23 protein-coding genes are annotated in these 23,468 nt (G+C 53.0%); 14 read left to right on the forward strand and 9 right to left on the reverse strand.

Annotated elements, in window-relative coordinates:
* From GWA01_RS07605 to GWA01_RS07675, 14 genes are all read left to right on the forward strand, one after another.
* A complete protein-coding gene (locus tag GWA01_RS07605) occupies nt 1-600 on the forward strand; it encodes a hypothetical protein (protein WP_186819509.1) in 600 nt (199 codons plus the stop codon).
* Nucleotides 601-612: 12 nt separating this feature from the next.
* Nucleotides 613-1,587 (forward strand): hypothetical protein, encoded by a 975-nt coding sequence (locus GWA01_RS07610; RefSeq protein WP_146795825.1) that lies wholly within the window; start codon nt 613-615, stop codon nt 1,585-1,587.
* A gap of 101 nt (nt 1,588-1,688) precedes the next feature.
* Nucleotides 1,689-3,173, forward strand: coding sequence for a phage tail sheath protein (locus GWA01_RS07615; RefSeq protein WP_146795827.1), 1,485 nt, complete (start codon nt 1,689-1,691; stop codon nt 3,171-3,173).
* A 2-nt stretch (nt 3,174-3,175) separates the two neighbouring features.
* Nucleotides 3,176-3,601: a hypothetical protein gene (locus GWA01_RS07620; RefSeq protein ID WP_146795830.1), complete on the forward strand. Its 426-nt coding sequence runs from the start codon at nt 3,176-3,178 to the stop codon at nt 3,599-3,601.
* The gene (locus GWA01_RS07625; protein ID WP_146795833.1) at nt 3,598-3,915 is read left to right on the forward strand and encodes a hypothetical protein; all 318 of its coding nucleotides are present in this window, start codon (nt 3,598-3,600) and stop codon (nt 3,913-3,915) included. Before GWA01_RS07620 ends, GWA01_RS07625 begins: the two co-directional genes overlap by 4 nt.
* A gap of 202 nt (nt 3,916-4,117) precedes the next feature.
* On the forward strand, nt 4,118-5,014 hold the full coding sequence (locus GWA01_RS07630; RefSeq protein WP_146795837.1) for a hypothetical protein: 897 nt from the start codon (nt 4,118-4,120) through the stop codon (nt 5,012-5,014).
* A 14-nt stretch (nt 5,015-5,028) separates the two neighbouring features.
* The gene (locus GWA01_RS07635) at nt 5,029-5,919 is read left to right on the forward strand and encodes a hypothetical protein (RefSeq protein WP_146795841.1); all 891 of its coding nucleotides are present in this window, start codon (nt 5,029-5,031) and stop codon (nt 5,917-5,919) included.
* Between the two features lie 231 nt (nt 5,920-6,150).
* The gene (locus GWA01_RS07645; RefSeq protein ID WP_146795847.1) at nt 6,151-7,227 is read left to right on the forward strand and encodes a hypothetical protein; all 1,077 of its coding nucleotides are present in this window, start codon (nt 6,151-6,153) and stop codon (nt 7,225-7,227) included.
* Nucleotides 7,224-7,844, forward strand: a complete 621-nt coding sequence (locus GWA01_RS07650; RefSeq protein ID WP_146795850.1) for a baseplate assembly protein — start codon at nt 7,224-7,226, stop codon at nt 7,842-7,844. The genes GWA01_RS07645 and GWA01_RS07650 overlap by 4 nt, the downstream gene beginning before the upstream one ends.
* Nucleotides 7,841-8,200 (forward strand): phage tail protein, encoded by a 360-nt coding sequence (locus GWA01_RS07655; protein ID WP_146795853.1) that lies wholly within the window; start codon nt 7,841-7,843, stop codon nt 8,198-8,200. The genes GWA01_RS07650 and GWA01_RS07655 overlap by 4 nt, the downstream gene beginning before the upstream one ends.
* Before the next feature lie 42 nt (nt 8,201-8,242).
* Nucleotides 8,243-9,382, forward strand: coding sequence for a baseplate J/gp47 family protein (locus tag GWA01_RS07660; RefSeq protein ID WP_146795856.1), 1,140 nt, complete (start codon nt 8,243-8,245; stop codon nt 9,380-9,382).
* 38 nt (nt 9,383-9,420) lie between these two features.
* Nucleotides 9,421-10,659, forward strand: a complete 1,239-nt coding sequence (locus GWA01_RS07665; protein ID WP_146795859.1) for a hypothetical protein — start codon at nt 9,421-9,423, stop codon at nt 10,657-10,659.
* A 3-nt stretch (nt 10,660-10,662) separates the two neighbouring features.
* Nucleotides 10,663-11,349 carry a hypothetical protein gene (locus GWA01_RS07670; RefSeq protein WP_146795863.1) on the forward strand — a complete coding sequence of 229 codons (687 nt, stop codon included), beginning with the start codon at nt 10,663-10,665 and terminating at the stop codon, nt 11,347-11,349.
* Complete coding sequence (locus GWA01_RS07675; RefSeq protein WP_146795866.1) at nt 11,349-12,731, forward strand: hypothetical protein; 1,383 nt, start codon at nt 11,349-11,351, stop codon at nt 12,729-12,731. The genes GWA01_RS07670 and GWA01_RS07675 overlap by 1 nt, the downstream gene beginning before the upstream one ends.
* Nucleotides 12,732-12,783: 52 nt before the next feature.
* On the opposite strand, the gene GWA01_RS07680 is transcribed toward GWA01_RS07675, so the two are convergent.
* From GWA01_RS07680 to GWA01_RS07720, 9 genes are all read right to left on the reverse strand, one after another.
* Entirely contained in the window at nt 12,784-14,103 is a 1,320-nt protein-coding gene (locus GWA01_RS07680) for a c-type cytochrome (RefSeq protein WP_146795869.1), read from the reverse strand.
* The gene (locus tag GWA01_RS07685) at nt 14,100-15,878 is read right to left on the reverse strand and encodes a GMC family oxidoreductase (RefSeq protein ID WP_146795872.1); all 1,779 of its coding nucleotides are present in this window, start codon (nt 15,876-15,878) and stop codon (nt 14,100-14,102) included. Before GWA01_RS07685 ends, GWA01_RS07680 begins: the two co-directional genes overlap by 4 nt.
* Before the next feature lie 13 nt (nt 15,879-15,891).
* Nucleotides 15,892-16,521: a gluconate 2-dehydrogenase subunit 3 family protein gene (locus tag GWA01_RS07690; protein WP_371858441.1), complete on the reverse strand. Its 630-nt coding sequence runs from the start codon at nt 16,519-16,521 to the stop codon at nt 15,892-15,894.
* Nucleotides 16,522-16,736: 215 nt separating this feature from the next.
* Entirely contained in the window at nt 16,737-17,585 is an 849-nt protein-coding gene (locus tag GWA01_RS07695) for a superantigen-like protein SSL4 (RefSeq protein ID WP_146795878.1), read from the reverse strand.
* Nucleotides 17,586-17,590: 5 nt separating this feature from the next.
* Nucleotides 17,591-18,601, reverse strand: a complete 1,011-nt coding sequence (locus GWA01_RS07700; protein ID WP_146795881.1) for a hypothetical protein — start codon at nt 18,599-18,601, stop codon at nt 17,591-17,593.
* Nucleotides 18,598-19,479, reverse strand: a complete 882-nt coding sequence (gene hslO / locus GWA01_RS07705; RefSeq protein WP_146797622.1) for an Hsp33 family molecular chaperone HslO — start codon at nt 19,477-19,479, stop codon at nt 18,598-18,600. Before hslO ends, GWA01_RS07700 begins: the two co-directional genes overlap by 4 nt.
* Nucleotides 19,480-19,526: 47 nt before the next feature.
* A complete protein-coding gene (gene argF, locus GWA01_RS07710; RefSeq protein ID WP_371858442.1) occupies nt 19,527-20,498 on the reverse strand; it encodes an ornithine carbamoyltransferase in 972 nt (323 codons plus the stop codon).
* A 2-nt stretch (nt 20,499-20,500) separates the two neighbouring features.
* Nucleotides 20,501-21,703, reverse strand: coding sequence for an aspartate aminotransferase family protein (locus GWA01_RS07715; RefSeq protein ID WP_146795887.1), 1,203 nt, complete (start codon nt 21,701-21,703; stop codon nt 20,501-20,503).
* A 177-nt stretch (nt 21,704-21,880) separates the two neighbouring features.
* Nucleotides 21,881-23,446: a D-aminopeptidase gene (locus tag GWA01_RS07720; protein ID WP_146795890.1), complete on the reverse strand. Its 1,566-nt coding sequence runs from the start codon at nt 23,444-23,446 to the stop codon at nt 21,881-21,883.
* Between the last annotated feature and the right edge of the window lie 22 nt (nt 23,447-23,468).

Consider the following 23,468-nt stretch of genomic DNA (forward strand, 5'->3'; position numbering starts at 1 on the left):
ATGAACCAGGCAGCTATCAACGCGTGCGTTTGGCGTGCTTATGCCAAGGCGGCGGCTGTTCTTGGTGTTTCGGGTGAGCAGTATCGGCCGGTGGATGCATTGGCACCTATGGCGCAGCAGCATGCCCAGCCGATATTGTCATTTGACGTCAGTTCGGGTTTTTCGTTTTCCAAGCCATTAACGTGGGGGACGGCAACGGAGTATGTTCTGACAGATCTTGGTTCTGATACTGCTGTTGGCGATATTCTGGTGTGTCAGGGGCGCACTTATTTTGTTGTTTCGGCTGAACCCATGCGTCCCCCGGCCTGTATTTTGTGCAATCACAGGGTGACGGTTAGCGGTGTGACTGGGACGCAGGGAGATGTTGTTGAGGGTTGTCCTGCATCGATCCTGATGAAGGCAAAAGGTGAGAGCTCGGGTAGTGGAGTGCCGGGGGCATCACGGCCAGGGCAGTTCATGCTGTATCTCCCCTTGCTCCCCGGAGTTGTTCTTTCACCTTACATGACTGTGACGACAGATTTGGGGACGACTTATACTTTGAATGCCGTAGAGCATTCTGGGTTTGGGGTGCGTTGTACGATGTCCATGCAGCAGGTCTGACGAGGAGAATACATGGCTGACGCGTCGAGTGTTGGGCAGGCGTTGGCGTATGTCTGTGCTGGAATTATTTATCCGAATGGGCTGAATGCGGCTTCATTGACGGGGCGGCAGACAGTAGTTCGGCGAGGGTGGCTGTTGCCGAGTGATTTGTTCACTGCGCAGAATATCAGAAATGGAATTGATTTCGTAACGGTTACGCTTTCGTCACATGACAGTCGTGTATGTACTGAGCCTCTCGGCCGACCATGGAGAACGGGTGAGCAGATTGGCGCGACTGTATCTGTTGGTGTGGAGGGCGATGGCGTTCGTGTTGTATTGCCGTCTGGTATTGCAGCGACGGGTGTTATTGGAATTTGGAATAGTGCAGTTGGGATTTCGTCATGTGTAGCTTATGCCGCACGTCAGGACGATAATGCGTCCAAAATTGCAGCAGGTCTGGCAGATGTTTTTCCAGGGGCGGTTGTCGACGGGTCTTTGATCCGTGTTCCAGGTATTCAGCTTAATGGACGTGTGGTTGGTTATGGCCAATCATACCGGATTACGCGACGTCAGGGGCAGCGTTACAGGGTGTCGATCTGGACGGCTGATGCGACCGTTCGAGAAGCTCTGGGTGGGCAACTGGATGCGGCGCTTGCGGAGTTGAGCTGGCTTGCGACGCCTGATGGGGGGCAGGCACAGATCATGTTTTGTGGGGTCGAAGACGTCGATACCATGCAGAATCAGGCGCTGTATCGGCGTGATTATCTTTATGAGTTGATTTTTGACGCGATCCAAACGCAGTGGTCGCCCGGAATGCTGTCGGGTGGCGGCGAAATTCAGGGAGCAGGCTGGGTGTCGGGTTTTGGGACGAGTGAAGCCAGTATCGCGCAGCAGTCAGCAACGGAAGCGCTGGAAGCAATGGCGGCAGCGGTGTCGGCTCGACAGGGTGCACAAGCTTACCCTGGACTGAGCGTTGATCGTTTTGGAACCGTTATTTCGACAGTTTGAGAATAGTTGAACGTTTCAGCAATTATAAAGAATTTTTTGAAGAAAGGCGGCTTGATCCAACAGGATCGGCTGCCTTTTTCATTTTGGAGAAATGTTGGGGAATGTCTCTGATTTATCAAGCGGGTACGCTGAATACGACGGCACTTACCGTTCCTAATCTTTATGTGCAGATCGCCCAGCCGCAGTCTCTGACGCTTGCCGGGAGCTCATCTTCCATCATGGGTATTGTCGGTACTGCTGGTTGGGGGCCGGTGGGAATGCCAATGCCGGTTGGTAGTGTCGGCGAATATATGTCGTATTTTGGTGCCAAGCAGGACAATGCAACAGATGCAGGTTTGGCAGTAAATATTGCTGCCATGCAGGGAGCATCGTCTTTTATCGTTGTTCGGGTGACTGATGGTACGGATGTAGCGGCATCTGCTGTTCTGGATGGAGTGACACTCACCGCGGCTCATACTGGAACTGCTGGAAACGCTCTTACTGTTACGGTTTCGCCTATTGGCTCGGGCTTTGCGCTGGCAGTTTCACACGCGGTGCTGGGCGTCAGCACATATACTGGCGCTGACTGGAGCACGATTGCCAAGACAGTATCCTCTGATGCTGCTGCATTGGTGAAAATTGTGCTTCCATCAGAAGTTCCGGCGATCGCTGCGGGTTCCGTGACTTTGAGTGCTGGAACGGATGGTTCTGTCCCAGGGACGCAGGCGTTTATTGGTCAGGATGGTGAAGCCCGGACAGGTATGTATGCTCTGCGTGGACAGGGATGTTCGGTTGCGACGCTTCATGGACTGACAGATAGTATTTCTTTTGCGTCACAAGCTGCTTTTGGATCTAGCGAAGGGATTTACATGATCCTTTCCGGCCCTGCAGGTGAGCAGCTTAGCGCTGCAGTGGCTACAAAGAGCGGTATCGGGCTTGATTCTACCGCCGCGAAACTGATGTTTGGTGACTGGCTGTGGTGGAGTGATGATACCAACGGCATCATGCTGGTAAGCCCGCAGGCGTTTGCTGCAGGTATTTTGGTGGCACTTTCCCCTGAACAGTCCAGCCTCAACAAGCAACTCTCTGGTGTGGTGGGAAGTCAGAAAGCCGGGCTTGGAAGTAGTACCGCGGCGTATTCGACAGCAGATCTATCTACGCTGTTTACTGCGGGCATCGATGTTATCTGCAATCCTGCGCCAGGGGGAGCTTACTGGGCGGTGCGTTGTGGTCATAACACGTCGTCTCGTTCGGTCGTGAATGGTGACAATTATACGCGACTGACCAATTATATTGCTGCCTCTCTTGCGGGGGGCATGGGGACGTATGTGGGCAGTGTTATCAACGACACCTTGTTTGGTGATATCCGTGCGACATTGCTTGGTTTTCTGTCTTCGTTGCTCTCTCAGGGAATTCTGGGAGTTGTAAACGGCGTCTTGCCGTATAGCGTTGTCTGTGATTCTAGCAATAATTCACAGGCTCGGATTGCCCTTGGATATGTTCAGGCTGATATTGCGGTCCAGTATCAGGGGATCAATGAAAAATTCATTGTGAATCTGCAAGGGGGTACTTCTGTCAGCGTGTCTACTGCTCTGGGGAGTGTGTGATTATGGCAAATCCGTATAGCATTGGGCGCGATTGCCGGATTACGGTTCTTTGGAACGGTAGTCGAATTGATCTGCGTGATGTGACGTCTTTCTCCGCCGCTCAGGAGACCCAGGCTTTAAGAGCCAGTCCGTTAAATGGTGTGCCTGTTGAATTTAATATGCCCAATGGCTGGCGCGGTACTTTTCAGATTGCACGCGCAAATGCTGCATTGGATAATTTGATTGCGTCTGTTGAGGCGGCGTACTGGAATGCAGGAACTGTTGGAAGTGGCACTATCTATCAATATGTGCGCGAGCCGGATGGTACGACGAGTACCTGGGAATATACTAATGTTTCCATGCAGTTGAAGACTGACCCTTGGCAGTCTGACCATATGATTCATCAGAATGTTGTTTTCTTCGCGTCTACAAGGACCAGAATCTCGTGAGCGCATTTCCTGATGAAATCATGACGTCCGATGGTCATAAGCTTGCTTTGAGGGAGATTGACCCCGCTGACATGCTGGATTTGATCGAAGCTGCGGGATCAGCTGTCAATGGCGCTTCAGCCAGCGCCTGGCTTGGGTATGCTGAGATGATCTGTTCTGTTTGTGCGATTGATAATGTTCCTGTGCAGATGCCCGTGACTAAAGAAGAGATCCGCGAACTTGGCCGACGGATTGGAAACAAGGGTATTCTAGCGCTCCAGCCGATTTTTGATGTTGATTCTGATGAAGGCGTGGTGGACACGGCAAAAAACTGAGCAGGCACTCTGTTTTTCAGGAGATATTATATCTTCTGGATCATGGGGTGCCATGGGAAGTTCTCAGGAAATGGTCGAAGGCTCGACGCATGGCAGCTTGCGTTATTACAGGCGAGCGAGACGGGCATGTTTTTGACTGGAATGCCAGACGATATCGGGATGCCCTGCCTTGATTCAAAATATAGCGAAGCACTCGTTTATTATGCTTGCGAGAAAAACGAGGCGGTCTTTTTTTCGTAAAAATACCAAAAACTCAGGTGTTTTTGTTCCGAGGAAAAAAAAACGTTCAAGCGCTTTAGGTCCGGTTTCTATTTTTGATGAACAGGAGCAAGTGGAAAGGGTTCGCGGACGTAAAATTTTGTTTTCCAGAAAGGTGAAAAAATTTATTCCTGCGAGGTATGTAGAGCCAAGTGATCGTAAGATGCGCTTAGTCCCTTTTTTTCAGAAGCAGACTACTATTCCGGTATCTAATTCGGGGGGGGGGCATAAGACACAGAGTGCTGAGGAAAATTCATCCAATTTTTCTAAACATCAAAATTTCCGAAATAAGACGCCCCTGCTTCGGAAAATAAAAAATGATACTTCATGGCGAAATTCGCACATTTCATCTTCGTTTGCTGTGAAGGAAAATCAAAAAGAGAATACGATAAGAAAATCCTTTATGCCCACTCATCAGAAAGGGCTTGGTTTTTCGTTTCCTAGTGTTGGCGCTTGTTTTTTTAAAAAGGCATCTTTTGTTCGAGTGGATAAGATGAGTCGAAAAAGCTTTTTATCCAGCCATAAAAAATATTCTGATAAAGGCATTGGGCTCGAAAAAAAGAAACAAGGCTTTAATGTTGTACCGCCTTTAAATTGTCACTCGGCTAATAATCAAGTGTATCAGGCTGATCATACGTCAAGTTTGCGAAAAGCGACGCAAGCCCAAGAAAGTGTGCATGAATCATTGGTTCGGGCATCGCCTCCGGCTTACATGCAAGGGAAATTGGGAGATGTTTTAGCGAGCACCAAAGAAAGTAGGTTACGGGCGCGACGAGTTTCAGGGGCCTTCGATGAGATCGCACACATGCAATATCCTGGCCGGAGCGTCGGGGCTGGTTGAAGGAGGCTTTGTTTGTGGCAACCGGGCTGCTTGACATTGAAAATGCCATAGGGGCGATTGGGCATAGTGCTTCTTCTTCTCCTGTTACTCTTGGAAGTCTGGTTCTGACGGGGATAGAGGTTCCTGATCGGCTGCAGGTTGGTGGGCGGCAAATGCTTGTTGTTCATAGACTTCCTGGAGGTGGAAAAATTATTGATGCCTTGGGCAATGATCCGGGGAGACTGGAACTTCGAGGACGTTTTTTTGGCCCGGATGCTCAGTCCCGTGCACAGGAAATAGAGCGGCTGCGTATCTCGGGTGAGCAGGTTTCATTTTCTGCTGCAGGACTTTCTCTTCAAGTTTGGATTGTACAGTTCGTGTACACTTATGAAGCGAAAGGTGCTCTTTGCAGTTATATTCTTACGCTTGAGCGTCCGGCAGAAGGTGAACAAAATGGGGAAAGCACGACCTCTCTTTCGGAGTTTTTGGGTGAAGACACGTCTTCTGCTTTGCAAGGATTGAGCGACACAGTTTCTGAGCTATCAACAGGAATTTTTACCGCTGCAGGGCAGGTTGGAACAATTATTGGGCAGGTTACGCCGCTTGCTACGATGATAGGAGCGGGCAGCGCATTTGCGGGGGTTTCAAATGCTCTTGAGGTGGTTAATGGTGTGGCGCAGAGTGGAAGTAATTTAGCAAATACTCCTTCTGCATTATCAGGAATTTCTAACAGTCTTGGAATTGCTAAGGCTGGTTTGAATTCTATTATTGATCAGTGTTCTTTGAATGTTGATAATATTAACATAACCAATTCTCAGAGCTTTCTCGCTGTTTCTGGGAACGCTGCATTATTGAGTGCCGCAGTAGATTCTGAAGGTCTGGTTGGGCGAACTCAGGCTGTGCTTGAGGGAGCGAAAAGCATTTAAAAAGCTATTTTTTAATGGGGGGGAGATGCAGGAGATATGGATAACTGCAGCCGATGTGTCTCTGTATCATGTCGCTGCACGCTATTTGGGGGATGCTTGTCAGTGGTGGCGAATAGCGGAATTGAATGATCTTGCTGACCCTGAACTAGGCTGGATCGGGATGCCGATTAAAATTTCTTTACCCTCAGCGCAGCCATCTGGCTCCATCGGAATTCCTGTGGAGGGCGAGTAATGTCTGTCAGACGGCCGGAAATTCGTGCTCTGGTGGCTGGGAATGTTATTTCTGGATTTTACGTTAAAAATTTTGAGGTGAATTCCAGCCGTTACGAAGCATGCGACGTTGCATCTGTTGTGTTTGCCATTGACACTACAAAAATCGATAATTCTGGCACTCTCTGGTTTGAGCAGGATACAACTGAGAATATCAGTTTTGTGCTTGAAATGCGTGATGCAGTCGTCGCAGCTTCCGAATGGGAGCGCTTTTTTGATGGTCAGGTTGATCATGTTCAGTATTTTCCTGACAAGGGGTTGCTGGAAATTGAATGCCGGGATGCATTGGCTTTTTTAATGGATCTTAGAGTTCAAGATTCATGGATCAATCATACGGGTGAGGAGTTATTGCGGGTTTTGATAGAGGCGGCGGGTTTGACTGCTCAGATTGATTTTCCCCCTGAATCTGCTTCGATTATGACAGGTCAGTTCTGGCAAATTGAACATAAAAGGCTTTCGCTTCTTTCCCACCATCGGTTTCAAACCGCCGCAGATGTGGCTTTTATGATCTCCAGGGATGCCGGGTGTGATCTTTATGCAGATGGAAAGACAATCGTCTGTAGCCCAGTGCTTTCATCCGATGGAAATCAGGCAATTGTTCATGATGTTCGAGGTACTGTGCTTTCTCGATCTTTTGGACGAGACTTGCAGGCGGATAGAGGTTTTGTCGTGCATGTTGCGTCTTGGGATAGTCGTCAACGCAGTGCGACTGAAATCTATTACGATGGAAATTCATTTTCTTCTACTGGACCACAAGACCAACGTTCGGTTCATGGGTTTCGTTTGCCAGGTAGACGCCTTGAAGACCTCAAAAGATTTGCAGTGGGAAAATACGCCCGTATCGCCGCGCATGTGCGGTCCGGGTATGTGAGATTACCGGGGCGATCGGAGTTAAGGCCACGAGATTTCTTGCGGCTTGGGGATGGTTACTGGGAAAATCCTCTTGCGATTGATCAAGTAATCTCTCGATTTTCGCTAGAGGAAGGTTTTTTGCAGGAATTGGTTCTGCGAAATAGGGGGGAGGTGCCTGTAGCATGAATGATGTTGGTTTTGATGTAGCGTCATTTACAAACAGAACTGCACATTCCCTATTTGGTATAGTGTCGGCTGTTGATCCTGTGAATCACGCTGTAAAAGTCCGCATTCAGCCAGATAATCTTGAAACGGGTTGGATTCCTGATGCGTGCGGTGTGCAGGCGGGGAGTTTACGTGTCTCACACCCTTCATCAGTCGGAACACATGTGGTTTTGCAGCCTGTGGAAGGTGATGGGGAGCATTTTGTCGTCACTGGAATCGTGTTTGACACAGTGGTGAAACCGCCTGTGTCTCCTATAACTGGAGTAGTTGCTCAGGCAGGTGAAATGCTGGTTATGGCCGGTTGTGGAGCTCCTCCATTAGACGGACGGTTGGCGGGTGCACCGACAGATGGTGGCGGTTGGTGGCATATTACGTCGCAGGGTTTTTTTGGCGGTGCGGGAAATGCGGGCTTTAGCATTGGAAATGATCTGATTCGTCTTTTTTCTGGCGATGTCTCTCTGGAGTTAGGGGCTGGTGGGCTTAAGGTATCTGGGGGGGACGTAAAAACGGATCTTCATTCTCTGAATGAACATTTTCATCTTGTTGGATCACAGAAAACGGAGGGTCCTACAGGATGAAAAGCATCTCGCATGTGATGGGGGAAGATTTTCCTCTTTTATCGGGAAGCTTAGTTTTGATTGATGGAGCCGAAAAAACGCGACAAAGGTTGCTGCGTCGTCTTCTGACGATATCTGGCGATTATATTTGGCAGAATGATTACGGTGCGGGTTTGCCAGCTATGGTTGGGCAAACAATATCCACTGGTGTCATCCAGGAAATAATTACAGCTCAGGTTCGCCAGGATATTGGAGTCGATGCTGCCCAGCCAGTAACTGTTGCGGTTGTACCTGAAAATTCTGGCGTTTGCACATGCACGATTTCGTATGTCGATGCGGAAAGTGGGATGCGGTCGAGTTTGAATTTCTCTTCTTGATAACAGGACCTGCGCTATCAAGCGCGTTGCCGGGGTAATACGATGTCTCTCTCTCTTCGGTCGTTCGCAACGACGGTTTCAACAGCCGTTGCGACGGCACAGGCTTCTTGTACCCAATTGGTTGATATGTCCGTCGGTTCTCCCGGTCGTGCGCTGATGGAAGCCGTAAGCGGCACTGGTCTGTGGTTGCAGTATCTTGTTTTGCAAACATTGTTGCGGACACGCCTTTCGACGTCCACAGGCGTGGATTGCGATAGTTTCGTCAATGATTTCGGGATGACGCGGCTTCAGGGAAGTCCGGCCAGTGGGTTTGTAACGATGAGTTCGCTCTCGCCAGATGGACAGTCTGCCGTTATTCCACCTGGTGCTGTGGTCCGTACAGTATCAGGTGTTTCATTCTCAGTAGTAGAGGATGCCAGCCTGTCATACTGGTCTGTGACTGATGATGGATATGTAAGGCTTTCGGGTACAAAATCTATTTCGGTACCAGTATCAGCGAATGTTAGCGGAAGTACAGGAAATGTTGCGTCAGGTGCGATTTGCCTGATGGGGACGAGTATTTCTGGTATTGATACGGTTACGAATGAAAATGTTTTCAGTAATGGTTCTGATCAGGAAAGCGATGCACAGTTGCGTGCGCGATTTCCGTTATGGTTAGCGGCTAAGGCTACCGCCAGTTCGGCGGCTATCGGGAGTGCAATTTCTGGTGTCCAGTCTAATCTTAGCCAGTCATTGAGAAATGGGCAGGCTGCAGATGGCTCTACAAGATCAGGGTATTTTACTGCCGTAATAAATGATGGAAGTGGTGCACCTTCGGCTTCGCTTTTGTCAGAAGTCTATAGTGCTATAGATAGTGTTCGTGCTCTTGGAGTGGGTTTTTGTGTCCAGGCCCCCTCCGTGCTTGTCATGAACGTTTCCATGACTGTGACTGTTCCTGCTGCTACGGACATAGATGCCGCGGCGCTCTCCATTCAGCGCGCTATTTCCAGTGATATAGAAGCTGCGACGGTTGGAGGTGGGTACGCCTATAGTCGGCTTTCATATCTGGCTTATGTCGGCGCAGGAGTGTCTGTAGTGTCTGTTCTGGATGTTCTTCTAAATGGAGGACAGGCGGATATTGAGGCTAATGGAAGCCGTGCCCTCGTACCTGGCACAATATCGATACAGGTTGTTTATAATTAAAATTATGCTCGTCGTGTCATGACGCGCAGGGAGAGGTCATGCCTGCTTTCAATACGTATCCGAAGGCAAGTAGTCTGACGGGTAATGAAATATTGGTGCTGGCAGACGCCAGCGGTCAAAGAACGATTAATGCTACGGCGGCGCAGGTGGCGGGTGTTCCCGTTACCTCGAGTCCCAGCGGCGAATTTTATCAGGATCAAGGCGCGCATATCAGCCGAATGGCAGATAGACTTCTGGTTGGAGTGGCTGCTGATAATCCTGCCCTGAGCGACCGCGAAGCCTCCTCGTCGGATGATTGGCTTTCCACGATTATGGGAAAGACGACGATTGGGCCATGGGCATTGCAAGGGGCACAATGCGCGTCTCTAGCCAGATATGGTAGCAGTGCTTTTGTTGCAGGATCGCGTACTTCAGATGCTCAGTCGGCTCAGACCGTTCTTGGCTTTCAACCAAGTTCGATTGGAATTGCCTCCTGGGGCATTGCCGATGAGACCGCTAACCCCACGACGACAACGGCATATGCTTATTACGGAGAGGCGTGGAGGCTATCTGGTGTCGATTACCAGCCTACGTTTGCCATGGAGCTTGAGGCTGTCAATATGGGCGGGGAGGCGGTTGGGTCGTCAACACCATACGCTCCAAATATTGGGGGAGGTGTTTACGGGATACAACTTGGTGTTGGTGGAGGGCAGACTTCAGGTAGTTCAGACGCTGCAGCTGGTATTGTTTTTGTTTCGAACCCGACTTGTTGGAAGACGGGAATAATTTTCTCGGCAAGTTCCCTTTCGGGTACTGATGGAAATGATACAGGCTATGGTTCAGCCGTTTCCATGAGCCGCAATCATGCGGTCGAATGGCACACTCCGGAGACAGTTTCAGGGGTTGCTGGTCTGAATGTGGGGGCTTTTATCCGGTCGACTGTGACAGAGCGTTCCAAGGGCGTTCGTCAGGATTTTAGCGATGATGCAATCATTTTCAGTAATATTGATGGTGGCCCACTTTTTTCGATTGCCAGTATTGAGTCGCCGACAAATACTTTGAGCATTCAGCCAGGGGCAGGCGCACAGGCCGCAGGAATTTATGCGCAGGCTGGCGAAAATGGCTCAGCCAATCTGGGGCTTTATCCCGGGACGGGGGGCGCCCTGCAGATTACTTCGCCGATCACAGCCTCCGGTGCGACGCTACCGGGAACCGCTGCAGGAGGGTTTTTGCACATCAGCATTAATGGAGATGACTATCGTATTCCGCTCATGACGCCAGCACAGACGGGAGGCTGATGTATGGCGCTTTTAAAGGGCATCGATAATGCTTCGTTGCAGGCCACTGATGGCAAGGTCCTTTTAGACACGGGGCTTGTGTCAGGTTCAGCGGAGGATTTTGCTTTCCGGCTTAGACGTCTGCTGCCAACAGGCTGGTTCCCTGCGCCTCCTGACGACGGAGCGACTGAAGCTGCGCCAGTACTGGCTGCGATATTGCTTGGCTTTGGCTCCATACTCTCTGGAGCGTGGACTTTGTTGGTGCAGTGTCAGTCCCAGATGCGTTTGGCCACGATGAGTGGTGCCTTTCTGGACATGGCTGCGCAGGATTATTTTGGCGCTTCCGGGCTCCCTCGCTCCGTAAATGAGAGTGACCTTCGATATCGCAGGCGCGTTGCGCAATCCCTGGTTGCTCAATGTAATACACGTGCCGCTGTAGAAGCTGCAGTGCAGAAAATCTCCGGCAGTCAGCCGATTATTATTGAACCTACGAATGCTGCGGATTGTCACGCGCTGGGGGCAGTCGCCGCGCCGTCCATGGGAGGGGGGTATGGGTACGGCACTTCGGGGCTGAGATATGGAAGCCTCCAAGGGGGGCAGTTTTTTGTGGAAACGGTGTCAGGAAGAAATTCCGATAATAACGCTATTTTCCAAGCGGTTGCACAGAGTGCGGCGATGGGTGTGGCAGCTTGGGTAAGGATTGAAGATTAATGGACCGGGCAATTGTTTATGCGGGCTCTATACCTCTGGATACTGATCTTCTTCGTGCGGGCCGATACGCAAAGGCTGGGTTGGGAAATCTTGCAGAAATTACTTTTGGATCACAATCTGCAGTCGCTTGCGGCCTAGTATGCGTTCCTTCGGCGAACAGTTTATCCGTTACTATTGGTCGAGGCTCTGTTCTGGCCCCGGGGGTGCTCGATGGTGCCTCAGTGGGGGGGCTGGGAGGTGGCCTTGTCGCAGACAACACTGCGGTAATGTGTCAGTATGTCAGTACTACAGATCAAAGCGTTGCAATTCCTTATGCAGGGAGCATTTTCACGCTTTATGCCGTTTGCCAGGAGCAGGACACGGATACTGTAGTCCTTCCTTTTTTTAACGCTTCCAATCCTGATCAGACGCTTGCAGGCGCTTCAAACGGTGGTGGATCACTCCCAACCAGACGAGCAGGACTTATTTCTTTCGTTATCGCCGCGGCAGCACCAGTAGTGCCTGATAATGGGTATATATTACCATTGTATCGTATATCTGTTCCCCTTGGTGCTACCACTGCTGTTTCTGTTGCAGTCACGGCGATGGAGGGTGTTTTCCCAACTCCTCTTCCCAAGCTTGCTCCTCTTCAGTCTCCTGCTCTGACCGGGCAGCCAACGACACCGACACCAGATGGATCAAACCTTCAGCAGATTTTGAATTTTGCATCATTGGCAAAATTCGCGAGCGGGCGTTTGGTAAATATTGCCGGGTTCTGGAGTGCGGGATCCTATAATTATACGCCATCTGCAGGAACGCAGTCCGTTATCGTGATTGTTCAGGGTGGAGGCGCATCTGGTTATGGTAGCCCAGCCACTGGGGCTGGTCAGGTGGGTTTGGGTTCGGGTGGAGGTTCGGGCGCTTTTGCCGCGGCTTGGATTCCCGGTGTCGGGGCTACGCAAAGCATTCCAATTACGGTCGGTGTGGGTGGAGCTGCGATTCCAGGTGATGGTGCTACGGGAGGAAACAGTTCGTTTGGAAGCTGGGTAAACTGTTCTGGTGGCGTTCCAGGAACGATATCAGGTGTTGTTACCCCGATATGGTCTCAGGGAAGTAAATCGACGGCGCTTCCAGTTGTAACGGGCGGAGCTGTACCCATTGTGTCGCGTGCCGGCGAATGCGGGGGAGTGTCTCTTGCATTCGGCGTACAATCTGGCACCGGAGGGCAGGGTGCCTCAAGCGCGTTTGGAGCGGGGGGGGCACAGATGCCGGGCGGTGTGTCGGGAGCTTCGGGCGGTCAAGGTGCCGGTGGTTCAGGAACTTTTAATATTGAAAACAATAGTACTGCACTTGCTGGTGGCGCAGGTGGGGCTGGCGTCGTTGTAGTCCTGGAACTCGCTTGAGAGGCTGATATGCCCCTGTGTTACATTTATGTTGTCACAGGGGCGATATAAATCAGTTCAATGGTACTGCTTCGTTACTTAGATTACGTTCGGGCATCGTCTTTTTCAGGGCTGCGACGTCCTCCTGCGAAATGGCTGGTGCGTTGTTGCCCCAGGCATGACGGATAAACGTCACAACGTCTGCTACTTGCTGATCTGTCAGGCGATTTCTGAAATCAGGCATTGTGATCGCAGAGGGGGCAGCCTCCATCCCTGGCAGCGTTGCGCCACTCTGAATAATATGGACCAGAGATGCGGGATCTTTTCCCATTAAAACAGGATTGCCAGCGAGTGGTGGAAAAACGGCTGCATAGCCTTTACCATCAGTGCGGTGACACGCGGCACAATTATCTATGTAGATTTTGGCACCACGCTCAGAGAAGTCAGCTTTATGCAGGCTGGACGCTGTCTGTGTGTTGTAAACCCAGTCGGCCTGTTTCGTGTCTGCAGGCTTCAATACCAGTAGATATTTTGCCATGGCATGAAGGTCGCCCTCGCTGAGATGCTGAGTGCCATGTTTGATGGCATCAGACATTCCACCAAAGCTCTCCCCCTGCCTGTTACGACCCGTTTTGAGAAATAATACGATATCATCTTCGTTCCAGCGCCCAAGACCAGTACGGTTTTCCTGTCGCAGCGATGGAGGAACCCACCCGTCGATTGCTGCTCCTCCAGACAGGAATGAGGAACCGTCTGCCGCAGTCAGGCCCTTTTCCTGCATGCTGATTCCGCGCGGTGAGTGACACGCTCCGCAATGACCCGGCCCTTCGACAAGATAAGCGCCACGGGTGAGTGTCGGATCAGAAAATTGATGAAGTGTCGTATTGCGTGCTGCGGAGGGAGCAGGGGCGAAAGCCCAACGCCATAATGTTAGTGGAAAGCGCATTGATAGCGGCCACGACACCTTGTTTTCCGGTGCTGCCAAAGGCTCGGCTTTTACGGCATCATGAAAATATGCGTAAAGCGCATGTATGTCGTGATCCGTCAGACGGGCATATGATGGAAAAGGCATCGCTGGATACAGTGTAGACCCGTCGGGGCGAATGCCCTGGCGTATAGCGCGTGCGAAATCGGTTTCCGAATATTTTCCAATCCCGTGATTGGGGTCAGGTGTGATGTTTGTTGAGTAAATCGTCCCGATCGGCAGGGTAAAGGCAATGCCACCGCTATATGCCGGGCGCCCCGGCGCAGTGTGGCAGGCGACGCAGTCTGAAGCGGCCGCAACGTAGCGCCCCTCTTTAATTAGGGCATCCCTGTCCGTCTGTGCGAAGGCTGGTGTGCTTCCAAGCGTCAGCGCGGCAAGAACCGGAACGTAAGAAAGCAGTCTTCTCATAGCTTCACCAGTGGGCCAGGGGATTTCAGGTAGGTGGTCCGGATGTGATGGGCCGCCCAATAAGCCAGTGCAGCAACTGCCCCTGTTGGATTGTAACCCATTCCCTGAGGAAAAGCATTCGATCCGATAACGAAAACATTCGAGACATCCCAGCTCTGTAGGTATCGGTTCAGAGCGCTTGTTTTGGGATCTTCTCCCATGACCGCTCCACCACCTAGATGTGTGGTCTGGTAATGTCTGGTATCGAAAGGCTGACCCTGATTAAGGTGAACCAAATGGGTCTTCGTCGCTCCCATGGCTTTAGCAATTGGGGCAATCTTGCTTACGACATACTGATTCATCCTGATATCGTTGTCTTTCCAGGTGAATGTCATACGTAAAAGTGGCTGTCCGTAAGCGTCTTTCCATGTTGGATCGAGGTCAAGATAGACATCCCGATACGCCATGTTGCTGCCATGTGCATCAATGCCCAGTGAATGTTTGTATGTTTCTACGAGATCGGTTTTGTAGGCTGAGCCCCATCGTGGAGCGCCTCCCCCTCCCGCGCCGCCCGCCGCGGCAATTGGTTTCATTCCTGCCTGATTGACCCAGACAGGAGAGCCACCAATAAATCCAAGCGGTCCATGATCGAAATTTGTGCAGTTGAAATCGTCAATTGCAACGCCTGCGCCACCCGCACCGATAAACTGGTTGGTATATTTTGATGGTGGCAACCAGACACGTGATGAACTGATGGTCTGGTATACGAAATTACGGCCAATGGTGCCCGTATTGCTGACCGGATCGTATGGCGTGCCAATTTTGGACAGTAGCATCAGATGCACGTTATGAAACTGGAAAGCACTCAGGATTACCAAGTCGGCAGATAGAGACACTTCTTTTTTCGTGAGTGTCTCCAGGTAGGTAACTCCTGTAGCCTTGGTTTTTGTGCTGTCCAGATCAACTCGCAAAACATGCGCATTAGCGATGAGCGTAAAGTTTGGATCCTGCCGTAGTGCGGGCAGAATATTCACATTTGGTGAAGCCTTGGAATAAAGGTAGCAGTCGTAGCCGCTGCAATATCCACAGAAATTGCATGGGCCCATCTGGCAGCCATACGTATTTGTGTAAGGACGCGATGCATTCGCTGCGGGCATTGCATAAGGATGATAACCGGCCTCGGAGCAGGCATTACGAAAAGTCTGCGCAGAAAATGTATCTTGCATTGGTGGTAGCGGAAAATCACTGGAACGATCCGCCGCAAAAACGTTCCCGTTTCCTGTAACTTTCCCATTGATTGTGTAAGCTACACCAGACGTTCCAAATACTTTTTCAGCCTTGTCGAAAAATGGTTCGAGCTCTGCGTAAGAGACACCATAATCCTGGAGATTCATGCCTTCAGGAATAAATTTCTCACCATATTTTTCGATAACTGCACTGCGGAGTCGCAGGTCATCGGGTGAAACCCGGAAATGACATCCAGACCAGTGGAGGCCCGCGCCTCCAACGCCTTCTCCTGGAAGAAAGGCGGCAAGTTGGCGATATGGCAAAGCGGTCTGGTCTATCGTGTTACGGATAGTCAGCGTGGACTGGGAAAGGTTCTGGAAGAGCCGTTTACGGATTGCGCCACGTAGCTCGTCGACTGAGTCCGGATACGCTCCTTCAATGGCCGTACTGCGCTCTGGTCCACGCTCCAGCATAATGACGGAAAGTCCGGCTTCGGTCAGTTCTTTGGCAAGAATGGAGCCTGCCCAGCCTGCTCCGATAACAATGGCGTCTGCGTGTTTCACACTCAATTCCCGTCTATTGTCAGGCTGTTTCGCCGGAGATCGAAACTGGCCCGATCGGATATGCTGCGCCGTCCTGATTGACCCAGTCCATGAAGTCTGCCCGTGCGCCTGGAAAACCAACCATCAGCCACCCACCCATTCCGCGGTTTCCGCCGTAAATGGGGTCTGCAAAAGCGCCTTCCAGAGTGTTTGTGCGAAGTTGCTCAAAGAAAACGCGCCCCGGGATTTCTCCGAGTTTTACCGAGCCACCCTCGAGTGCTGTCAGGATAGCGTCCTGTGCATCGGTCGGGAGGTCTGCGAAGAGTTTTCCATGCTGCTGTTTGGAATAAGCGTCCGCTGCTGTGATGCCTTTGCGATAAAGGTCACGTGGTACGAATGGAAGCTGATAGCCCAGATTTGCTGGGCCTTCCACGAAGGGGCCGGACATGTACCAGTTGTCCCCATGCCCGTAAGGCGTCTGCAACTGTCGATCTATGAATTCGGCGACCCCAAGTTTATGGGCTCCCGGCCCATTATGGTCATCTGGCAAGATGCGTTCGCATGCGGCATCTAGAAAGCGGTATTCATCAGCGGTCAGGAATGTTGGGCTATAGGTACGTGCCGCTTCGGCAGCCAACGCCTGAGACCAGAGTGCGTGGCCTCCCAGCATCCAGAAAGATGTGGTTCCGAGCAGGCCTTTTACGAAACTGCGGCGTAACGGATTGTGCAGGTCAGGATCTGGGGACGGCACGGAAAACTCCATTGTGGCCGGGGGCTTTTTTGAAATGGTTTGTTGTGAAAGGCGCGATATTTACATCCAATAGACGCAGCTGCTCTGTCTTGTCAGCAGAGCAGCGATCACAAGACCATGAGTTAAACAGGCTTTTAATTTGGCGTCGCTGATGGATTGATGTTCCCGGGGAGTTTCAGAACGCCTGGTTGAGGTGAGCGTGGGGAGGGGGCAGTTGTCTCGCCTGTACTGGCGGCAGGAGCAGTAACGTTCCCTGTATTGTCTGTCGTGTCACCCGTAGGAAAAATTGCGTCAGGCGCTGAACTGCTAGCTTTTGGCGCTATAACGGTTGAAGGGGCCGTTACAGGCTCAGTAGGGGAAGATGCAGGCGCGGCAATAGTTGCGGGTGTAGTGCCTGGGGCATCAAGAGACTGCTCTTTGACCGCCCCAGTAAGAGGTGTTCCAGCAGCATCTGTCAGCCATGGCATCATGGTTTTGCGAATCTGGAAAGCCAGTTCGACGTTCATGTCCTGCATCATCTGGTTCGTCATGTCGTATAGTGCGGCGCGCGATGTCGGATCATGATCCCCTCCATCGAGACGCCGCGTGACCTGAGCATGTGCAGTTCCAGTGTGTTGCCCAGAAGAATCCGTGATGTTGAGGCTGACATCCATCACACCTGAAAGTGCATTGTCGCCTGAGCGATCAATGGACGCGCGGGTAATGACAAAATCGCCCTGTCCTGAACTCCCGGTTGCGATCAGGCGCTGGGTCGCCATGAGCTTCAGTGCCTGATCAGGGGGAGTAGGAGCTTTGGCACTCAGGGAATCCGGCAGTGGTTCTGCGTGATCCTGAATGTTGATGCTCGCAACGTTCAGATGAAGCTGTGACAGGTAGCTGTAATCTGCAGGTGGAAAGCTCTTGGGGGCATCATCACCCGAACAGGCGCTCAGTCCGAGCGAAAAAACCAAAGCTGCCGCGCATGACAAACGGTGCGATCCCATCACTGTTATCCTCTGTCTTTCTTCCATCTGAGCATCAGTTTCAGACGATCTTTCAAGCTCTGGCGTGGCGCTGCTTGCGGCGGCGCTATCGGAATATCTGGCAGAAAGGATGGGCGTGCGGAAGATGATTGTTTCGAAGGGACATGTGAAGTTTCGCCCGCGTCTTCATCTCGTACGCCTGGAGAAGGGGGTGCCGCGCGGAGTGAGGATGCCTGTCCGACACCAAAATCCTGAGGCAGGAAGGGTCGTGCCTTGTCGATGGCATCTTTATGATCAGGATTAAGGGCGTACCATGCCATGATCTGGCCAGGAATCAGTGCTCCGAGCGCCTCATCGCTGATGAGGAGGGGGCCTGCAGGATAGTAGAATGATGGTCTCACATCTGCACGGACATCGTTGCAGACGAGGTAAAAGACGACGTCTTCGGCAGCGTCATGGAAACGGTATGCGGTCATACCTTCGAGCGGCATCACAAGCTGCGCACGCAGTGGAAGCTCTGAAAACGGAGACGCAATAATCAGCGGTCCGTCCCCGCGTTTCGTTGCCATGAGCGAGCGGATGCGGCCCTCTCCGATAAGTCGTCCATCGGGGCATGTCAGTTTTTCGCCACTGTCTGCATGGCCGGTAGGGATCAGAATCGCATGTGGCGCATGACGGCTAATCCATGACCCAACGGCCTCCAGTATGGCAGTTCGTGGCAATACATCGGGAAAGAAGGCTTCGGGCAGTAAGGGGGCCGTTTTGAGAACCCCCTCCGCCAAGGGCCACAACACAGGATCAAGTGCTGTCAGGAATTGGTTCTGTATTTCCGGAGGAAGTGCCATCACATGGCTGCCTCGGTGCTCGCCGGTTGTATGATCAACCCACCAGCATGCCTCGCGCCCATCTAGTAGGCGAAGCAGAACGACATCCAGCCCGCCTGCGAAAAAATGACGGGAAATGGCCTCCCATCCGGTGTAAAGCTGCTCGACGGGAAAGCCGTCGATCTTTATTCCATCCAGCAGCGCTACAGTCATGTAGTTCGTTCTCCCAGCTCGTCACGTGTAAAGCTGAACCCGGTATTGCAGAATTCGCAATTCATGGTGACGGCTCCGTTTTCGACCATATGGTCCAGATCGTCTTCGCTGAAACGTTCCAGAACACTAGCTAGCCGGGCGCGACTGCAACGACACCCATAAGCAAGTGCCCGTGGTGTCCCGGAAAAGACGTCCAGCGTTCCAAAGAGCCGTGCGATCAGATCCTCGCTCGTCAGATCCTCATCGAACATTTCTCCCTCGCCAAGGGTTTCGGCAAATGTACAGGCCGTCTCCCAAGCGTCATCTTCCTGTTCCAGGACGTCAATCCCGCCCTCTGCAGCAATCCGCTCCAGAATGAGCGCACCTGCGCGCCAGCCGTTGTCGGTATGCGCGCAGAACAGCTTGATCCAGCAATCATGCTGTTCGCTGGTCCTGAAGTAATGCATCGCCATATCAGACAGGTTGTCGCCTGCCAGATCCACAACACCCTGGTGCCGCTCCATGTCCGGGCCCTGATCTACAGTGAACGCCAGATAGCCTTCACCAAGAATTGCCTTCGCGCCCTCAGGCAGCGCATCGCGATCCGCATCTTCCCGGAGACGCGCAAAAAAGCGGAGATCCCCGCGATCTGTGCTGTCAGCCAGAAGCGTTGAAACCGGCCCGTCGCCCTTGATTTGAAGCGAGAAGGAGCCCTGGAATTTCAGGGCTGATGCCATCCCTGCGACAAGCGCCAGAGATTGCCCTGCAATCTCGGAAACTGGCTTCGGGTTGTCATGGCGAGACAGCAGCGCGTCAGCCAGAGCGCCAAGTCTTATCAGGCGGCCACGTACAGGCGAGCGCGCAAGATGAAACGGCACTATGCCACCCGCGACGACCATATCCGGAACGTCAGGTCGGCGCGTATCGAGGAATGGAGGTGTATCGATCACCCGTTCTCTCTCCCAAGAGCCCATAACAGCAGGCCCTTTTGTGTATGCAGGCGGTTTTCCGCCTCATCAAAGACAACAGACGCCGGGCTTTCGAAAACGCCGGACGTCACTTCCTCCCCGATATGGGCAGGCAGGCAATGAAGAAACAGGGCATCGGGCGCAGCTTTCGACATAAGGGCTGCATCCACCTGATAAGGCCGGAAGCACTGCAGGCGCTCCTCTGCATCCTTATCAGCCATGCTGACCCACGTATCCGTCAGAACCGCGTCTGCCCCGCTGACCGCCTCCGCCGGATTACGCAGAACATCGATTTTTGCTCCACGATCCCGCGCCCACGTGACAGCTTCGGCAGAAGGCTCAAACCCTTCTGGTGTCGCCAGACGGACATTGAAACCAAGCAATGCCGCCATCTCAATAAGCGATGTGGCGACGTTGTTGCCATCGCCAATCCAGGCAAGTGTCTTGCCCCTGATTGGGCCGCGATGTTCCTCGAATGTCAGCACATCTGCCAGAATCTGGATCGGATGAGATACTGGTGTCAGCCCGTTGATGACCGGGATCGTGCTCCATTTTGCCAGCTCGCGCAGGGCTGAATCGTCGCTCGTGCGCAGTACGATAACATCCAGAAAGCGTGACAGAACGCGGGCCGTATCAGCCACGCTTTCCCCGCGGCCGAGCTGCATGTCCGAAGGAGAGAGCACGGACACCAGCCCGCCCAGCTGTCCCATTCCCACTTCAAAGGAAACACGGGTCCGCGTGGATGGCTGTGCCAGCATCAGGCCAAGGGTGTGCCCCTCGAGCGGGCGCTCCGGATGAAGCGGACGACGACGCCCGTTCTGCAGGGCCTTTACCTTGGAGGACACCTCAAGGATCTGCCGGATCGTCTCGGCAGAGCAGTCCCGGATATCGAGGAAATGCCTCGGCGTCGCTGTTCCGGTTCCGGTGGTCGGCCGGGTTTCAAGTGCCACGCTCACGAGACTTTCTCCTGTGTTGTCAGTTTTGCTTCACAAATTGCATCTGCCGCGCGCACAAGCCGGTCGCAGGCCTCACGGCACTCATCTTCCGTAACGATCAGGGGCGGAACCAAGCGCAGCACATTGTCTCCCGCGCTCACGCTCAGCAGACCCTGTTCAGTCGCGGCCGCCATGACTTCTCCCACGGGTACCTTGCAGTGCAGGCCCCGCATCAGGCCGATGCCCCGAACGCTGTCGAAAACATCCGGTGCACTTTTGGTTACGGCATCCAGCAACGCACCGAAGGCTTCTCCGACAGCCCGAACATGCTCCAGAAAGCCCGGCTTCAGGATTTCCTCCAGCACCGCCATTCCCGCAGCACAGGCCAGAGGATTGCCACCATAGGTCGTGCCATGCGTGCCGGGTGTCAGAAACTGGGCCAGCTCTTCGGTCGCCAGCACCGCCCCCAGAGGGAAGCCGCCGCCAATCCCCTTGGCGACAGAAATCACATCCGGTTTTACGCCATACCATTCATGCGCAAAGAGCTTTCCCGTCCGGCCAACACCCGTCTGGACTTCATCAAACCCAAGGAACAGGCCATGTTCATCACAGGCCGCGCGAAGTCCCTGCATGAATTCCTGCGTCGCGGGCTTGATCCCGCTTTCACCCTGTACGGGCTCCACAATGATACCCGCTGTTTCTGGAGTGATCGCAGCGCGCAGCGTGTTGGTGTTGTTGAACGGGGCGTGGTCGAAGCCCTCTACAACCGGGCCAAAACCCTCCTGATAGGCCGGGTTTCCGGTTGCGGAAATCATGGCCAGCGTTCTGCCATGAAAGGCACCGTCAAAGCAGAGAATACGTGTTCGCTCCGGATGTCCCAGCTTGAACTGGGCACGACGGATCAGCTTGACCATGCCTTCGTTGGCTTCTGCCCCCGAATTGCAGAACAGCACAGAATCCGCGAACGTGTTGTTCACCAGCAGAGAGGCCAGAGCCTCCGCCTGCGGAACACGATACAGGTTCGAAACATGCATGACTTTGGCTGCCTGTGTGGCAATTGCATGCACCAGCCCTGGATGGGCGTGCCCTAGCGAGGACACGGCAATTCCTGCGCCAAAATCAAGATATCGTCGCCCGTCTGCCGCCGTCAGCCAGACGCCTTCGCCCTGCTCAAAAGCAAGGTCGGCACGTTTGTAGTTGGGCATCAGAGCGGGGATCATGCTGATATCGATCCTGAAAGTAAGAAGGTGAAGAAAAAATCCGATTTGCTGCGGAAACGAAAAGCCCTGCTCCGGTTGCCCGGAGCAGGGCGTAAATTTCCGCAGAAACCATACTGGGGAAGATAAACCCTATCCGTCAAACCCCTGTTTTGTAGTCCTGCACTGAAAACGGACTTATCAGACCCGCTGATAGATCAGATCACGAGCCAGCCAGCATCCCACACGTATGGCGGTAACCTCTCCAGCATGACGTTCAAACGCAAGCGTCCAGTCTCCCGGAGCAGTATGATCAAGCGCGCGGGGGCAGGGCAGAACCCAGACATCCTTTGCCAGTCGCTGCAGTGGTTCCATGCGGCCATCACCCAGAATGCCCGAGAATCCTCCGTAAACGACGCCGCCTGTGAGTTCGACGCTTACTTCAGCCTCATCCAGCTCTTCGCAACGATAAACGCCGGCGAGGCTCGCGATGTCCTCCCCCGGCGTCTCGTCACAGCGTTCCAGAATGCCCGTCCGGTTTTCACCGGGGCGCTCCATACGAACTTCATCGCCTTGTGCCGCAAGTGTCAGGCCAGGGTTGGAAGCACGGTCGCTACCCATGTTGTCAAGATATTCCGGCACCATCAGATAGCGCAGACGGATACCGCTCTCCATCGGTTGTATCCGCGCCGAAAGCCCGGTCTCGCGCTCCAGCCATGTGCCATAAAGCGCCACGGCATTTTCACTGAAGGGTGGTTCCGGAAGTGTGGCATCCAGCACCGCGCCCAGAAGCTGCGCTGCGGCAGTTTGGGCTGGTGACATATGATTGAACATCACTACGATCGAAATGCGCTCGGAAGCCACATGCAGCCTGTGTGAACGCCAGCCGCGTAGCGCGCCACCATGCATGGTCACGTCCCGACCAAACATCGTCGTGCGCTGCAAACCAAAACCATAAGGAGCGGGCGTGCCGTTATCGAAAGTTACCGGCGCAGTCAGACGATTATAAAGCCCGCCGGTATCGTGGCGCGTCCTGTCAATGAAGCGCTCCCACGCAATCATGTCGTCCAGTGACGCACCCAGACCCGCATCGCCCGTCCACCAGATGTTGTTCTTAGCTGGGCGGAAGCCGCTCTCCACAGTTCCTTCATACCCAACCGTACCATCGGGCATCGTGCGCGTTTCCGCAGCCAGAATAGCACGCTCCATGCCCACGGGATCGAAAATGGAAGACTGCAGCAACTCACCAAAGCTGCGGCCTTTGCGCTCCTGCACGATATCGGAAATCAGCCGGAAATTCTGGTTCACATAGGAATAGGATGTTCCCGGCTGGAATTGGAGCGTGCGCGTGCCAGCAATGACCCGGGCCGCTTCCCTGTCTCCGAAATATCCCTCTACTGGCGCACCATGGAGCATCGCAACGGCCCAGTAATCCCTGAGGCCAGATTGGTTATGTGCCAGATGCAGTATGCCCGGAGCAGGTTCATCAAGCTGCGGTAGAAGCGCATCGACGTCACCGTCCAGAACGGTCGGATCTGCAAAATTTTCCAGCATCATCGCGCAGGTGAACTGCTTGGTGATGGAGCACATCCGAAACAGGCTGGCAGGCGTGAAAGGAATACGACGCTCTGCGTTGGCATATCCCCATGTGTGCCTCACAAGCACTTCCCCATCCCTGAGGACTGCAATGGCGCCACCTGGTCCCGGGTACTGCGCGGGAATAGAGGAAATGACGGCATCGAGACGGGCGGAAAGCGAATCAGTCATGTTCACATGATTGCGTGTTCGA

The organism is Gluconobacter wancherniae NBRC 103581, from assembly GCF_007988885.1.
GTDB classification, from domain to species: Bacteria; Pseudomonadota; Alphaproteobacteria; order Acetobacterales; family Acetobacteraceae; genus Gluconobacter; species Gluconobacter wancherniae.